The organism is Enterorhabdus sp. P55 (genome assembly GCF_009911695.1).
Classification (GTDB): Bacteria; Actinomycetota; Coriobacteriia; order Coriobacteriales; family Eggerthellaceae; genus Enterorhabdus.
The window spans coordinates 18,055-33,526 of record NZ_QWKK01000005.1; the positions used below are offsets into that span (position 1 = coordinate 18,055).

13 protein-coding genes and 1 tRNA gene are annotated in these 15,472 nt (G+C 69.3%); 1 reads left to right on the forward strand and 13 read right to left on the reverse strand.

Annotation, left to right across the window (positions count from 1 at the left end; translation table 11 throughout):
- Positions 1 to 74 precede the first annotated feature (74 nt).
- Positions 75 to 746, forward strand: a complete 672-nt coding sequence (locus D1643_RS00920) for a type II toxin-antitoxin system RelB/DinJ family antitoxin (RefSeq protein WP_160707710.1) — start codon at positions 75 to 77, stop codon at positions 744 to 746.
- A gap of 70 nt (positions 747 to 816) precedes the next feature.
- On the opposite strand, the gene aspS is transcribed toward D1643_RS00920, so the two are convergent.
- The 13 genes from aspS to D1643_RS00985 form a co-directional block, all read right to left on the reverse strand.
- Positions 817 to 2,595 (reverse strand): aspartate--tRNA ligase, encoded by a 1,779-nt coding sequence (gene aspS / locus D1643_RS00925; protein ID WP_160707712.1) that lies wholly within the window; start codon positions 2,593 to 2,595, stop codon positions 817 to 819.
- Between the two features lie 143 nt (positions 2,596 to 2,738).
- A complete protein-coding gene (locus D1643_RS00930) occupies positions 2,739 to 3,146 on the reverse strand; it encodes a type II toxin-antitoxin system VapC family toxin (protein WP_160707714.1) in 408 nt (135 codons plus the stop codon).
- The gene (locus tag D1643_RS00935) at positions 3,143 to 3,541 is read right to left on the reverse strand and encodes an argininosuccinate lyase (RefSeq protein WP_160707716.1); all 399 of its coding nucleotides are present in this window, start codon (positions 3,539 to 3,541) and stop codon (positions 3,143 to 3,145) included. The genes D1643_RS00930 and D1643_RS00935 overlap by 4 nt, the downstream gene beginning before the upstream one ends.
- A 479-nt stretch (positions 3,542 to 4,020) precedes the next feature.
- Positions 4,021 to 5,334, reverse strand: a complete 1,314-nt coding sequence (hisS, locus tag D1643_RS00940; protein ID WP_160707718.1) for a histidine--tRNA ligase — start codon at positions 5,332 to 5,334, stop codon at positions 4,021 to 4,023.
- Positions 5,335 to 5,840: 506 nt separating this feature from the next.
- A complete protein-coding gene (locus D1643_RS00945; protein WP_160707720.1) occupies positions 5,841 to 8,759 on the reverse strand; it encodes a hypothetical protein in 2,919 nt (972 codons plus the stop codon).
- Between the two features lie 297 nt (positions 8,760 to 9,056).
- Positions 9,057 to 9,428, reverse strand: a complete 372-nt coding sequence (locus D1643_RS00950) for a NifB/NifX family molybdenum-iron cluster-binding protein (RefSeq protein ID WP_160707722.1) — start codon at positions 9,426 to 9,428, stop codon at positions 9,057 to 9,059.
- Between the two features lie 358 nt (positions 9,429 to 9,786).
- Positions 9,787 to 10,959, reverse strand: coding sequence for a 3-isopropylmalate dehydrogenase (gene leuB, locus D1643_RS00955; RefSeq protein WP_160707724.1), 1,173 nt, complete (start codon positions 10,957 to 10,959; stop codon positions 9,787 to 9,789).
- A gap of 89 nt (positions 10,960 to 11,048) precedes the next feature.
- Positions 11,049 to 11,189, reverse strand: coding sequence for a hypothetical protein (locus D1643_RS00960; protein WP_160707726.1), 141 nt, complete (start codon positions 11,187 to 11,189; stop codon positions 11,049 to 11,051).
- A gap of 122 nt (positions 11,190 to 11,311) precedes the next feature.
- A complete protein-coding gene (locus D1643_RS00965) occupies positions 11,312 to 11,803 on the reverse strand; it encodes a 3-isopropylmalate dehydratase small subunit (RefSeq protein ID WP_160707728.1) in 492 nt (163 codons plus the stop codon).
- A 9-nt stretch (positions 11,804 to 11,812) separates the two neighbouring features.
- Complete coding sequence (gene leuC / locus D1643_RS00970; protein WP_160707730.1) at positions 11,813 to 13,105, reverse strand: 3-isopropylmalate dehydratase large subunit; 1,293 nt, start codon at positions 13,103 to 13,105, stop codon at positions 11,813 to 11,815.
- Positions 13,106 to 13,354: 249 nt separating this feature from the next.
- Complete coding sequence (locus D1643_RS00975; RefSeq protein WP_160707732.1) at positions 13,355 to 14,254, reverse strand: peptidoglycan-binding protein; 900 nt, start codon at positions 14,252 to 14,254, stop codon at positions 13,355 to 13,357.
- 2 nt (positions 14,255 to 14,256) lie between these two features.
- Positions 14,257 to 15,306, reverse strand: a complete 1,050-nt coding sequence (locus tag D1643_RS00980; protein WP_160707734.1) for a polyprenyl synthetase family protein — start codon at positions 15,304 to 15,306, stop codon at positions 14,257 to 14,259.
- Positions 15,307 to 15,354: 48 nt separating this feature from the next.
- Positions 15,355 to 15,439 (reverse strand) — tRNA-Leu (locus D1643_RS00985).
- Between the last annotated feature and the right edge of the window lie 33 nt (positions 15,440 to 15,472).

A 15,472-nucleotide genomic window follows, 5' to 3' on the forward strand; every position in this document is an offset into this window, starting at 1 on the left:
GGGGCATTCTGCTGGGTTTTCGCCACAAGAGAGCCTTCCCGGCGCTCCGGGAATTTTTTTGGGAGGGGGACGCCATGCCGAAGCAGGCGACTCTGCAGGTGAGGATGGACGAGGAGACGAAGGCGCGAGCAGAGAAGCTGTTCGCGGCCCTGGGGCTCACGCTATCTGAGGCCGTCCGGCTTTTCATGGCCCAGAGCGTGAACGAGCGGCGACTCCCCTTCACGCCCCGGCTCAACGGGGGCGAGGGCGGCGACGGCGCCTTTGGCAAGCTACGCCCCTACGGCAAGCCGAACCTCGACGGCGAGGCGCGAGCCGTCTGGCTCCGCGAGCAGGGAGAGCGGGCCGAACGCCGGCAGCGGCGCGTCACGCGCGCGGAAAGCGATGAGACCACCATCGTGGACGAGACGATGCTGCTGCACTACCTGCTCGATGATGAGCCCCGGGCAGCGGCCCAGGCGCGGCGCATCATCGGATCGGGAGCTGCTCGCGTCTACCCGGAGACCATGGTGGCCCTCGTCGATGCCCTTGAGACCGACTACCGGGTGCCGCGCTCGCTCATCGGCACCGTCGCCGAGCTGCTTATCGACGACGTGACCCTCGACGACGCCCCCGCCATACGGCTGGCCTCCCGGCTCTACCCCACCGCACGGCTTCCCTACCGCGCGTGCCTCCTGGTCGCGCGCAGCACCCTGACCGGCTACCCGGTGGAAAGCCTCGACAAGGCCGTGACCCGCGCCGCCCGATAGCCCCCCACGCAGAAGGGCCCCTCCCGCATCGACGAGAGAGGCCCTTCGCTCAATCGCAGCGCCTCCGCGCCTACAGCAGGCGCAGGTTGACCTCCTTGAGCTGGCGGCCGGTGACGGCGTTGGGGGCGCCGGTCATGGGGTCGCTCGCGCTCGAGGTCTTGGGGAAGGCGATGACGTCGCGGATGGAGTCCTTGCCGGCCAGCAGCATCACCAGGCGGTCGAGGCCCAGCGCGATGCCGCCATGCGGCGGGGCGCCCAGCTCAAGCGCGTGGATGAGATGGCCGAACTTCTCGTCGATCTCCTCGTCGGTGAGGCCCAGGCGCCGCAGCACGCGGCGCTGCTCCTCCACCTGGTGGATACGGATGGTGCCACCGCCCACCTCGAAGCCGTCCATGACCAGGTCGTAGCTGTACGAGCCGCACTCCAGCGGAGCGTCCTCGATCTTGCCCAGATCCTCCTCCAGGATGTGGGTGAAGGGATGGTGCTCGGCGGAGTACTTGCCCTCGTCCTCGTCGTACTTGAACATGGGGAAGTCCACTACCCACAAAAGCGCGTGGCCCTCGCGCGGCACGTCGAGCGCCTCGGCCATATGCAGGCGCAGGGCGGAGAGCACCGCGTTGGCTACCTCGGGCTTGTCGGCCGCGAACAGCAGCAGGTCGCCCGGCTCCACCTCCATCTCGGCCTTGAGGGCCGCCCACTCCTCGTCGGTGAAGAACTTCTTGATGGGGCTCTTCTCCTGGCCGTCGGTGGTGAACGCCACCCAGGCCATGCCCTTGGCGCCGTTGGCCTCGGCGATGGACGCTAGCTTCTCCACCTCGCCGCGGCTCCAGTCGCCCGCGCCCTTGGCGTTGATGGCCTTCACCACGCCGCCGGACTGGGCCACGCTCGCGAACACCTTGAAGCCGGTGTTCTTCACCAGGTCGGTGATGTCGTGCAGGAGCATGCCGAAGCGCACGTCGGGGCGGTCGTTGCCGTACTTGGCCATGGCCTCGGCGTAGGGCATGCGCTGCAGCGGGAACTCGTGCGCCACGCCGATAGCGTCGAGCGTCTCGGCCATGACGCCCTCCATCATGTTCATGACGTCATCGCCCTCGACGAAGGACATCTCGATGTCCACCTGCGTGAACTCGGGCTGGCGGTCGGCGCGCAGGTCCTCGTCGCGGAAGCAGCGGGCAATCTGGTAGTAGCGCTCCACGCCGGCCATCATGAGCATCTGCTTGAACTGCTGGGGGCTCTGGGGCAAGGCGTAGAACTTGCCCGGGTTGGGGCGGCTCGGGACGATGTAGTCGCGCGCGCCCTCAGGCGTGGAGTTGGCGAGGATGGGGGTCTCGATCTCCAGGAAGCCGCGCTCGTTGAGGGCCTGGCGCATGGCCTGGGCCACGCGGTGGCGCAGGGTGAGGGCGGCCAGCATCTCCGGGCGGCGGATGTCGAGGTAGCGCCACTTCATGCGGGTAGTCTCGTCGGTCTCGATACCGTCCTCGATGGCGAACGGCGGGGTGACGGACTCGTTGAGCACCTCCACGGCGCTGGCGAGCACCTCAATGTCGCCCGTGTCCATGTTGGGGTTGACGGCGTCGGCGCCGCGCTCACGCACCGTGCCGGTCACCTTGAGCACGTACTCGCGGCCCAGGTGCTCGGCGCGGGCGAAGTCCTCCGCGCTCACGCAGTCGGGGTCGACGACGACCTGGGTGTAGCCCTCGCGGTCGCGCAGGTCCACGAAGATGAGGCCGCCGTGGTCGCGGTTGTGCCACGCCCAACCGGTCAGCACCACCTCGCTGCCCACGTTTTCCTGGCGCAGCTCGCCGCAAGTGGCGGTATGCATGCAGTTTTCGTTCTTCAGGTCGTTCATGACGGCGTCTCTCCTTGGGACCGGGTATCTTGCCTGCCGCCCGCGCCGCCGCGCCCCGCAACCGGGACACGACAGCCCAAGCGGCCTGATCGCGCAAACTGGCCTATTGTACCGCGTCCGCACGCCCACGACGAGCCGCGCCCCTAAATCGAGCAAACCTCCACGCAGCTGACCCGGCATTCGGCGCAGAGGCCGGCGAGTCGCTTGTCGAGGGTGAACAAGGTGGCTCCCCGACGGCGCGTCAGCACCAGGTACATCATGTCGTAGATCGGGTGGTTGCAGCGAATCGACTCCGCCAGCGCCTCCTCGATCAACTCCCCGTCTTCCACGAACTCGTCCACCAGCATGGCAAGGCCCGCCAGCACGGTCGACGCATCCGTCGGCGGAAGCACACCAGCCCGCACGCACTTCCAGACCACGTTGGCCCCCTCGATGAGATAGAAGCGGGGCGCGATGACCTTCTCGCCCTCCAGCATGAGAGCTTCCAGCGCCTGGCCCTCCCCCGTCTGGTGGGCCATGGCCATCGCGGCGCTCACGTCGAGCACGATCATGCGCTCCTCCCCACTTCCCGCGCAGCCGGCTCCTCGCAGAGCCCGCAGGCCTCCAGGATGCGTTCCGTGCGCTCCTCACGCCCCTCGCGGACCATGTCCACGATCTCGTCGGTGGTGACGTCGACCTTCCAAGGCAGCCGGCGAATCTCCTCGAACAGGCGCCTTCGCTTCCCGATGCGAGCCTGGCGATCCTCCTCGGTGTCGAGCACGAGGGGGCTGGGGAGCAGATCCGGACGCGCAGGTTCCTCGCTGACGCCGGCAGGGCTGCGGCGTCGCAGCCCCTCCTCCACCAGCGCTATGGTCTGCTGGGCCACGCTGCGATGCTCGGCCGCGGCAAGCGCCTTCAAACTCGCGTACAGGCCATCCGGAAAGTCCCTCACTTGCAATGCGGGCATGGCGTCCTCCCCTCAATGAATGCATATTGCATGCATTGTACATGGTACGAGGCGGGAATGCTGCCATAATGGGAGGCGATCAGGCAGCCACGGCCGACTATCCCCTGATAGGGAGCGACTTTCCTCGAGGCCTGTCCACAGATAGACCAGCAGATGCGGGCTCGCCCGCCATCGCTCGACCCCTTCGTCGAAGACCTCCCGCCCCGCAAGCCCCACCGCGGCGCCCCGACGCAACCCAGCGCCTCAACCCCGCCCCGCGCACCAGTCGGCAGCCACGTGAGGATGCGGTAGAACGGCGCCGAGGACGGCCGAGCCCTACCGCACAACGCGGCACCTTCGCAACAAGCCAGCGAGATCGCCGCTTTTTTCCACCGACCCCCCCCCCGCAACGGGCCCCAAACCCAAGCACGCCGCCCGGGGAGGGGCGGCGTGCTTGGCGACAATGCATGCGAGGCGCCGGAAAGACGGCGCGTCGGTGTCTACAGAAACACCCGGTGCATCTCCTCGGGGACGTCCTCGAGCTTGACGCGGGCCTCCTCGTGGGTGCCCATGTCGCGCAGGGTGCAGGCCCCCTCGGCCAGCTCGTCGGGACCCAGGACGGCCACGCGGGCGGCGCCCAGCTTGTCGGCCAGCTTGAACTGGCTCTTCAGGCTGCGTCCCTGGTGATCCATCTCGCAGACCACCCCGGCATCGCGACACGCCTGCACCAGCCCGAAGGCCTGGGCACGCACCGAGTCGTCCACACAGGCCACGAACAGATCGCAGCGCTGGGCGCGGGGCAGCTCCACGCCCGCAGCCTCCAGCACCAGCATGCAGCGCTCGTAGCCCAGGGCGAACCCGAGGCCCGGGGTGGGACGGCCGCCCACCTCCTCGGCCAGCTTGTCGTAGCGCCCGCCGCCGCCGATGGCGTTCTGGCTGCCCAGGCCGTCGCTCGCCTGCACCTCGAAGACGGTGCGGGTGTAGTAGTCCAGCCCGCGCACCAGCGTGGGATCCTCGGTGTAGGCCACGCCGGCGCCGTCGAGCAGCGTCAGCACGTCAGCGTAGTGCTGACGGCAGTCGTCGCACAGGTGGTCGGTGATCTTAGGCGCGCCCTCCATAACGGCGGCGCATCCCTCCTTCTTGCAGTCGAAGGCGCGCAGGGGGTTGATCTCCGCGCGGGTCATGCACGTCTCGCACAGCGCGTCGGCGTGCTCCTCCAGGTAGGAGCGCACCAGATCACGGTAGGCCGGGCGGCACTTCTCGCAGCCCATGGAGTTCACCAGCAGCTCCATGGAAGCGGCGGGGATGCCCACCTCCTCGTAGAAGCGCATGAGCATGATGATGGCCTCGGCGTCGATGGAGGGCGCCTCAGCCCCCAGGCACTCGACGCCTATCTGGCTGAACTGGCGCTGACGGCCCTTCTGCGGGCGCTCGGCGCGGAACATCGGACCCGCGTACATGAGCTTGGCCGGCGCCGCTCCCTGCGGCACCAGGTTGTGCTCCACCACGGCGCGCACCACGCCGGCCGTGCCCTCGGGGCGCAGCGACAGGCGGCTCTTGGACTTCACCTTCTCGCCTGTCAGCAGACGCTTGAGGTTCTCGCCGGAAAGCGCCGCGAACATCTCCTTGGACACCACGTCGGTGGCCACGCCGATGCCGCGCACGAACAGCTCGGTCTGCTCGATGAGGGGCGTGTCGATGAGCACGTAGCCGTAGCGGCGGAACACCTCGGCGGCCGTGTCCTTGAAGTGCTCCCAGAACAGCGCCTCGTCAGGCAGCAGGTCGCGGGTTCCCTCGGGTGCTTGGATGGCCATGGTTCCTTCTTTCGTCAGGTTTTCCGGGCGCTATTGTAGCGCAAGGCAAGGCTGCGGCGGGCACCCGCCCCGCCGGGACGCGGGCACGGCACGGCGCCGGGCGCAGGGACGTCGCGGCCCGGACGGGGCCGCCGCGTAGAATCCGGCCGCAAAATGGCCAAAAATGTCGACCTGACGACGTATTGGGGGCACCTGGAGGCGGCTTTCCGAGGCACGGCGTTGCGCGGACAGATGCCTACAATCCGTGACCTGGGATTACGTTAAGCGAACCGCCGGACGCCCACTGTGCCTTGTCGTCAAGTCGTCATTTTTGGCCATTTTAGGCAGACGCCCCGCACGAAGCCCTGGCAACGAGAGGGCGTCGGGGCAGCGGGCAGGCGCGCAGGCGGGCGGCGGGTCCCCCGGCGCAGCGGGCGGCAGCCCCCGAGGGCGCGCAACGGGCGGCAGGCGGCAGACCCCGAGGGCGCAAACGACCCCCGCAGGAGCACCCCTCGCCCCCGCCCCCCTCAGGCGCGAGGACGACTGGAGAGGGATCGCAGAACGCTGGCCAGGGCGTCATCGGGACGATGCTGGAGGTAGGTGGCCAGAAGCGAGCGGCCCACCGCGAACAGGTTGGCGTCCACGGCGGCGCGCAGGGCGTCCCACAGCTCCACCAGGCGGTCATCCACCGGCGCGACGGGGATGCCGGCGGCGTCGAGCACGTCGTCCACCTGCTCGCGCGGCAGCAGGTCCAACCCCTCCTCGCGCATAAGCTCGTGCAGCTCAACCGACGCCTGGGGTGCGTACACCGGCGACGCCATGATGGACTTGCAGTAGCAGGCCAGTCCCTCCCGCGCGCGGCCCGCCTTCCATTCCACGTAGGCCAGCTGGTAGTACGCCATGGCTATCTCGTCGGAGGCCGTGGAGAAGGCCAGGCAGCGCACGAGCAGGTCGGCGGCGGCCTCCAAGTCACCCACCAGCATGGAGGCCCGCGCGCAGCGGCGGTACGCCAGCGAGAACGTCGGCGCCAGCTCGATGCAGCGCTGTCCGTAGGCCATCGCGGCCTCGGACTGGCTGAACGACTCGTCAAGCAGGTTGATGGCGTCCAAATAGCACAGCAGCAGCGCCGGCGGAACGAGCTCCACCTCACGCCCCTCGTCGAGCCCGCGCAGGTTGTAGGCCAGGCGCCCCGCGTAGCTGTCGAAGAAGCGGTGCACGGCCTCGCCGGTGTCGGTGAAGCGGCCGCTCGACTCCGCGGCGGCGATGGCCTCGCCCAGGATGTCGGCCGCCCGCTGCGGATCGGCGGGCACGGCGGCGCGGGCGCGGGCCACGGCCTCGGCCAACGGGTTCTCGCCGATGAGGCACGCACGCACGGCCTCGCGCTCGCCCAGGGCCACGCTGCCCTGCGTGAGCGCCGTCATCAACCGCGTGCAGCCCTGGTACACGAGCGGGTCGCCCGTGACTCCCTGGACGGCCAGCACCTCGTGGATGGCCTCCTGCACGGTAGCGGCACCGACCACGGCCTCGGCCAGCTCATCGGCCGCGCGGCGCAGCCCGCCGTCGTAGACGACGCGCACATCGCGGGCCGAGCGGGCACCGAGGGCTTGCCGCCAGGCATCGGCGAGCGGGGCGTCGGCGCACTCGGGCGCGTCCTCGCGCACCACGCGGGCAGGGCGGCCCTCCAGCAAGCAGAAGGGGTCGCGCGGCTGCGGGCCCAAATCGCCCACGGCCGCGGCATCACCTTGCGACGGGTCCAGCACCGCGCCGAAGGAGCCGAGGAACGCCACTGGGTCATCCGCCGCGACCCCCCGACGGGCGAAGCGCGCCCGGTCGAATACCACCTGGTAGAAGAGGGGGCCGCCCGAGAGGTCGGCGGCAGCATCGGGCGCAAGCGCCTCGTCGTCGGCAGCCAGCACGAGGGCGGCGACCTCATCCCACGAGTACCGCGCCTCAGCCCCGCCATCATCCGGCGAGCCGTCCTCCTCCGCCGCGAGCGGGCGGGTGGTCACCATCACCTCATCGATGGATCCCGATGCCGCGAAAGCCGCGCTCGCCAGGGCGATGCCCAGCTGCGCCGCATAGGCGCGCGCCATCTGGTCTCGCTCGACGGGCGCAAGCTCTACCCAGCGCGCTGCCGCCTCATCGTAGCGGTGGCGCGGCATGAGCGAGGCATCGGGCGCCGTCACCAGAAAGGCCGCCACGCCCGGCGCGGCCACGTCCACGTCGAACGCCACGCGGAAGCGATACGGCAGGCGCAGGCGCTCGAGGGCCTCGGCCACCGACACCCGCGCGTCCCACTCCCCCGCCGCCGACCCGGCGCCTTCGCCGCTCGAACGCGCCGCGTCGCCCACCTGGGAGGCAACGCCCACGCGCAGGGCCTCATCCCACTGGGCGCACGCGGCCTCATCGGCCAGGGCCGCCCGCGCGCCCAGGGCATCGCTCAGCAGCAGAAAGCGATTGAGCGCCGACTCCACAGCCCAGATCGTCCGCTCCGGAATGCCCGCGTCCTCGTCGACCTCGCCCAGGTAGAAGGTGTTCGCGTAGCGCCGCGTGCGGATGAGCCGTAGCGGCCCCTCCTCATCGGCGCCGTAGAGCCAGCCGCGACTCGCGCGATCCGTGAAGCCCGCCTCCTCCAGCCACGCCACCAGCAGCGACGCCAGCGCCGGCGGCCGCAAGGCCGGATCGCGCCGGGCGCGCTCCACCAGCAGGCGCACGGCACGCAGCCCGCGCACCGGGTTGGCGGTCCCCAGCAGCTCGAAGATGCACCCCAGCCCGCTCGACGGCACGGGGATGCCCGTGAGCGACGGTCGGTAGACGCAGGCCAGGTACGCCCGCGCCAACGCGTCGGGATAGGCCAGGCCGGATGCGGCGGCGCCGAAGTCGTACCAACTGCCGAACAGGTCGTAGCGCCCGGCGCTCACCCGGTACGACGCCACGCGCCGCTCCTCGCCGCCCGCGTCGGCAACCACCACCCAGCCCGCCTCATCGGCCTCCGGAGCCACCTCGTCATCGCGCACGAACGCCAGGTCGGGGACGCGAGCCGGCGGCACTTCGCTCGGCTCGTCGGCGGCAAAGGCGCGGCCGAAGCGGTCGAGGTACGCCAGGACACGCACCTCGCTGCGTCCCGTGAACTCCACGAGGTAGCGGTCGTCTTTGAAAGGGGCCGGCAGCACGCCGCACGCCCAGCCCACCGCCACGTCCGGGCCGATGGGACGCCCAGCCGGCGCCGCCTCGGCCGCCGTCGGCAGCCGCAGCACCGTGCCATGGGGTCCCGGGAGCACCCCGCCCTCGGGCAGCGGCTCCGAGAACGGGCCGCCGGAGGGCTCCTCCGTCCCGGGAAACGGCGCCAACGCGCCCTCAAGCACCCGTCGGGAGCCACCGAGCACCCCGGCCAGGCCGCCTATGCTGAAAACACGGGGCTCTCGGGCCCCGTCGTTGGTTTCCACGTCTCTTCGCTCCAAGCGGACAAGGCGCCCCTGCGAGGCGCCGCTCATCGTTCCGCTCAATTGTAGCGCAAGCCGTCCCTGCCCAGCGCCCGTCCGAAGTCCCGGCGCAAGGAGAGGATGCGATCCTCCTTCACCGCAGCGCCCTCCACGATGAAGAAGGCGACGTAAGGGCCGAGCCGCCCCAAGCACCGTCATTGCCGCCGAATTGCAGGCATGAAAAAGGGCCGCCCGCGAAGGACGGCCCCTCAGCACGGGGGGGGGTCGGCACACGATGCCGCGACCCCCGGGCGACGCAACCTAGTGGTGGCAGGCGTTCTCCGGGCCCATGGTGGGCACCTGGCCGGCGGCCACCATCTCGGCCACCTTGCCCACGTTGGGGGTCTGGTTCTCGAAGTACACGGTGATGCCCGCGTCGGCAAAGCCCATCATCGGACGCATGCCCATGCCGGCCGCCACGATGGCGTCCACGCCGGCATCGTGCAGCAGGCTCACAGGACGCAGGCAGCCGCCCTCCTCATGAGGCGGGTTGTCCAGCGCGTCCACCTCGGTGATCTCGCCATCGACGATGGTGACGATGGTGAAGCAGTCGCAGTGGCCGAAGTGGCCGCTGCGCTCGGCGTCCAGGCCGGCAGCGCCCATGGTGGGAACGGCAAGCTTGATGGCAGTCATAGGAGTCTCCTTCTCGTCGGCGCCCCGTCCCTCGGAGCGCGCTCTGGGTATCCCCACCATTCAAGCCGTTATCGCCCGCCGCGTCAACTATTCCCGGAATAAAAGGGCGGGCAGCGGGGACGGCATTCTCCCCCCCCGCTGCCCGTCCGGCCGCTGCCCCCACCGCCCCGCCAAGAAGCCGATGGGCAACTCGGGCGCCCGAAAGCCGCCCGGGCCTTCGCGGCCACAGGCCCGAGAGCCACGCGCACCCGACGACCACGCGCCCGCCGATCCCGCACACGCAGCAGGGCCCCGCGACGCTGCGCGGGGCCCTGACAAGACGATGAGACAGGCCGGCGGCGACGCGGCGCCATGCCCCCTAGTTCGCGCGGTAGTCCTTCCAGTCGTCGGGATGGCGGCCCCACAGTTCGGCGAACTTCTCCGTGGGCTGGATGCGCTCGGCCACGAGCGAGCCCATCAGCTCGGTGCCCACCACCTTGTCCTCCGGCGTGTCGGCCTGCTTGATGTCGCCGGTGCGGAAGCCCGCGTCCAGCACGGCGGTCACGGCGGCCAGCACGTCATCGGCGGCCTCCTGCATGCCGAAGCTGTAGCGCAGCATCATCTCTACCGAGAGGATCTGCGCCAGCGGGTTGGCGATGCCCTGCCCGGCGATGTCCGGCGCGCTGCCGTGGCTCGGCTCGTAGAGCGCCACGCCGTCGCCGAGGCTCGCGCTCGCCAGCATCCCGAGCGAGCCGGAGAGCATGGAGGCCTCATCCGACAGGATGTCGCCGAACATGTTCTCGGTCACCACCACGTCGAACTGGGACGGCCGGCAGATCAGCTGCATGGCCGCGTTGTCCACCAGCAGGTCTGAGAGCTCCACGTCCGGGTAGTCCTTGGCCACGTCGTGGACGATCTCGCGCCACAGACGGCTCGTCTCCAGCACGTTGGCCTTGTCGATGGAGCACACCTTGGAGTGGCGCTTGCGAGCCATCTCGAAGGCATGGCGCGCGATGCGGCGAATCTCGTACTCGCGGTACTCCAGCGTGTCGTAGGCGCGCTGGCCGTTGCCGCCGTTCTCGCCAGCGCCCTCCTCGTCGTAGAAGCGCTCACGCTCGCCGAAGTACAGGCCGCCGGTGAGCTCGCGCACGATGAGCAGGTCCACCCCGTCGATGACCTCGGGCTTGAGCGTGGAGGCGTCGGCCAGGGCGTTGAAGATGGTCACCGGGCGCAGGTTGGCGTAGAGCCCCAGCTCCTTGCGGATGCCCAGCAGTCCCTGCTCGGGACGAGGGCGCGTCGGGTCGGTGGTATCCCACTTCGGGCCGCCGACGGCCGCGAGCAGCACGGCGTCGGACGCCTTGGCCGTCTCCAGCGTGGCCGCAGGCAGCGCCTCGCCCGTCTCGTCGATGGCGATGCCGCCGATGAGGGCCTCGTCGTAGGTGAAGCCCACGCCGTACTTCTCGCCCACGGCGTCAAGCACCTTCACGCCCTCGGCGATGATCTCCGGGCCGATGCCATCACCCGGAAGCAAGCAGATGCGGTACGTCTTCATTTCACGCCTCTTTCCTGGTATACTCATGGAGCCGGCGAAGCCCGTAGGTTGTGACCCATGGACGGGCGGCGCAGGTTCAGTTGATTAGGTTAAGGCCGGTTGCCGCCGGCCTTTTCCTTTTCTCCCTTCGTCATCCGGCATTGCTTATATTCCCTCCACGTCTCGAGCAGAAACCCGGCGACCGTGGCAATGGCCGCAGCGACGTTCAGGATTTCTCGGAATACCTCCATAGGCGATCACTCCCTTCGGGGAGCGCCGCCCGCAATCGGACTTCGCCAGCTGCCGTCATTCTAACGGCGAGCGCGCCTCCCCCTGACCGGAGGCGGCGCGTCCACCAATTGACCATGCGTCTCTACCCCAGCCGCGCCTTCCAGCGGTTCACCAGGCCGCCGGCCTCGATGATCTCGCGGATGAACGGGGGGAACGGCTGGGCCGTGAAGGTCTGGCCGGTGGTCTCGTCGGTGATGACGCCCGCGTCGGCGTCCACGCTCACCACGTCGCCGTCGGCGATGGCGTCCACCGCCTCGGGGCACTCCATGATGGCCAGCCCCGTGTTGATGGCGTTGCGGTAGAAGATGCGCGCGAAGGACTTGGCGATGACCACGTCCACGCCGGCCGCCTTGATGGCGATGGGCGCGTGCTCGCGCGAGCTGCCACAGCCGAAGTTCTCCTCGGCCACGATGATGTCGCCCGGCGTCACCTTGTCCACGAACGCCGTGTCCAGGTCCTCCAGGCAGTGGCGGGCCAGCTCGGCCGGGTCAGAGGTGTTGAGGTAGCGCGCCGGGATGATGACGTCGGTGTCGATGTCGCGCCCGTAGCGATGGACGGTGCCCTTGAACTCCATGGCGTCCTCCTATTCCGCGTCCGCCGCGCAGGCGACGGGCTCCAGGTCTTCCGGCAGGCCGATGTGCCCCAGCACGGCGCTGGCGGCGGCGACGGCCGGCGAGGACAGGTACACCTCGCTCGTCGGGTCGCCCATGCGGCCGACGAAGTTGCGGTTGGTGGTGGCGATGGCGCGCTCGCCCGCGGCCAGGATGCCCATGTAGCCGCCCAGGCACGGGCCGCAGGTAGGCGTGGACACGGCGCAGTTGGCGTCGAGGAACACGTCCATCAGGCCCTCCTCCATGCACTGGCGGTAGACCTGCTGGGTGGCGGGGATGACGATGCAGCGCACGTCCGGATGCACCGTGCGCCCGCGCAGCACCGCCGCAGCCTGACGCATGTCGTCCAGCCGGCCGTTGGTGCAGCTGCCGATGACGGCCTGGTCGATCTTCACGTCACGGGCCTCGGCCACGGGACGGGTGTTGCTCGGCAGGTGCGGGAAGGCCACCGTCGGCACGATGTCCGCCGCGTCGATCTCAATGACCTGGGCAAACTGGGCGTCCTCGTCGGAATAGTAGGCGGTGTAGGGGCGCTCGACGCGGCCGTCCATATAGGCGCGGGTCACGTCGTCAACGGGGATGAGGCCCGCCTTGCCGCCGGCCTCGATGGCCATGTTGGAGATGGAGAGGCGCTCGTCCATGGGCAGGGCCTCGATGGCGCTGCCGGTGAACTCCATGGCCTTGTACAGCGCGCCGTCCACGCCGATCATGCCGATGATGTGCAGGATGACGTCCTTGCCGGTCACACCGGGGGCCAGCTCGCCGTCGATGACGAACTTGATGGTCTCGGGCACCTTGAACCACGCCTTGCCCGTAGCCATGCCCACGCCGGCGTCGGTAGACCCCACGCCCGTGGAGAACGCGCCGAGCGCGCCGTAGGTGCAGGTGTGGCTGTCGGCACCGATGATGAGGTCGCCCGCGCCCACCACGCCCTGCTCGGGCAGCAGCGCGTGCTCCACGCCCATGCAGCCCACCTCGTAGTAGTGGGTGACGCCCTGCTCGCGCGCGAAGTCACGCACGATCTTGGCCTGCTCGGCGCTCTTGATGTCCTTGTTGGGCACATAGTGGTCCGGCACCAGGATCACGCGCTCAGGATCAAACACGCGGTCGGTGATCTCGCAGACGGTCTTGATGGCGATAGGCGCCGTCACGTCGTTGGCCAGCACCAGGTCCAGGTCGCACTCGATGAGCTGCCCCGGCTCCACCTCGTCCAGGCCGGCGTGGGCGGCGAGAATCTTCTCCGCCATGGTCATGGGACGTGCCATGTACGCTCCCCTTCCGGTAATGCTTACGTAAAACCCCAGCATTGTACCACCGGCCCCCGCGGGAAAACGGCACAGTTAACCCTGGCGAAACAAAGGCGGCGGGAGGAAGGAGCCGGCGGCTCCGTGACGGGAGCGCGGACGCTCTGCGGCGAGAACCGGGCGCGAGCCGCATCCGGCGCAAGCGGCGCGACACCCGGCCAGCAGGCCACCGGCGAAACCCCGCCGCCTTCCCGTCCTCAGGCAGAGGCGCTACTCCGAAAGCGCCAGGCAGAGCGCGTCGAGCAGCGTGATGGCGAAGTGCTGGGCCGAGCGATCGGCACCGGCGTCCTCCCACATCTGGCTCGGCAGCGCCAGCGTGATGCGGGCCGGCCGCGCGGCGCGGGCCGCCGCGATGGCGGTCTTGAGCCGCAGGGAGAGCCCCTCGTCGTCAGTGCAGTCCACGGCGGGCACGGCCTCTTCCACCGGAGCGCCCTGCACCGCCACGTGCACGAGCAGCATGCGGTCGTCCGGCGCCACCGAGAGCGCGTCGGCGCTCACTATCTTAGAGGCCGGGTTCGTGGCCAGCGCCAGGTTCGACATGCGCGAGGCCACCGACCGCGCGAAGCCGTCGGTGCCGAACAGGCACAGCGCGTTGGCCTCCAGCACGTCGGCCGCGCGGGCAAAGCCCAGGTGCAGCGGCGCGTGGGCCGCCCCCTTCCCCTCCCACGAGTGATGGAGGTTGCGGAGGGCCGCATAGGTGTAGGCGCCGGCGATGCCGTCCGAGGGCAGGCCCAGGTTCAGCTGGAACTTGCGCAGGGCCATCTCGGTGTAGGCGCCGAAGATGGCGTCCTCATGCCCCACGGCAAAGCCGAGCGCGCCGAGGGCCTGCTGCAGCTCCAGCACGTCATGGCCGTGGAAGTAGGGCATACGCAGGTAGAGCGTGCGGTCGCCGAGCGAATAGGACGCATCCACCAGGGCCGCCCACACCTTCTCGGTCACCTCCGACGACTCGGGCACGCCCACGTTGCGGCAGAACGCGCGCACGGCCTGGGCAGTGGCCTCGTCGTAGGAGCCCGTCACCTGGTCTTCCGTCAGGTGGCCGATGAGCATCAGGCGATGCTGGACGTCTTCGACGGCAGGGCCCGTCTGGCCGATCTCGATGGCCTTCATGGCTACTTCAACCTGCTCACGAACCAGTCGGCCATGGACACGAGCAGATCACGCGAGGGCGACGGCTCCACCATGTCGATGAGACGGTTCTTCGCGATGCTCGTGAGGTTCTCCGCGTAGGCGCGCGCGTAGTCCACCGAGCCGCTCGCCTCCATGATCTCCACGGCCTCGGCCAGCACAGCCGGATCCTTCTCCTTCGAGGAGAGGATCTCGATCAGGCGGTCGCGCTGCGGCGAGCTCTGCAGCGCGTGCACCACCACGAGCGTGCGCTTGCCCTCGGTCAGGTCGTTGCGGAAGTCCTTCTTCGTGGACTCCTCGCTGCCCACCAGGTTGAGCAGGTCATCCTGGATCTGGAACGCCAGGCCCGTGTCCAGGCCATAGTTGCGCAGGGCCTCCACCTGGGCGTCCGTGCCGCCGCCGATGATGGCGCCGATGGCCAGGGGCACGGCGCCCGAATAGTGGGCGGTCTTGTGCGTGGCCATGACCAGGTAGTCCTCGGGCGTGATGTCGTAGCGGCCGTCTCGCGCCCAGCCGATGTCGAGCGCCTGCCCCTCGATGGTGCGGCGCGTCATGTTGATGAGCTCGGTCACCACGCGCACCTTGGTGGCGTCATCGAGGCTGGCATCGTTCATCACCGTGCCGTTGACCAGGGAAAGCGCCAGATCGCCCATGTTGATGGCCAAGCCGAGCCCCTCGGTGAGGTGCAGGCACGGCTCACCGCGGCGCAGCTCGGCCTCGTCGGCGATGTCGTCGTGGATGAGCGCCGCCGTGTGGAAGTGCTCGATGGCCGCAGCCGCCGAGGTGGCGCGCTCCATGTCGCCACCCACAGCTCGACAGGCCGCGAAGCAGATGAGCGGCCGGTGGCGCTTGCCGCCGTTCTGGCTGTAGGAGAACAGGGGCTCGTAGAGGTAGCGGTCCATGTCAGGATGGGTGCCCCGGGGAATGTACTCGTTGACGAGCGTGCCCACCTTGTCCGCGTAGCAGGTCAGGTACTCCTCGAAGGAGGTGGGGGGCTTCTCGACGCCTGCGATGATCTCGTTGATGGTATCCATAGCGCTTTCTTGCCTAGGGTCGGACGGTCAGCGTGCGGCGGAAGATATTGGTAGGGGCGAAGGGGTTCGAACCCTTAAGCCTTGCGGCGGCGGATTTTAAGTCCGCTGCGTATGCCAGTTCCGCCACGCCCCCGCAGCACAGCCCATCATGTTAGCACAGCGGCAC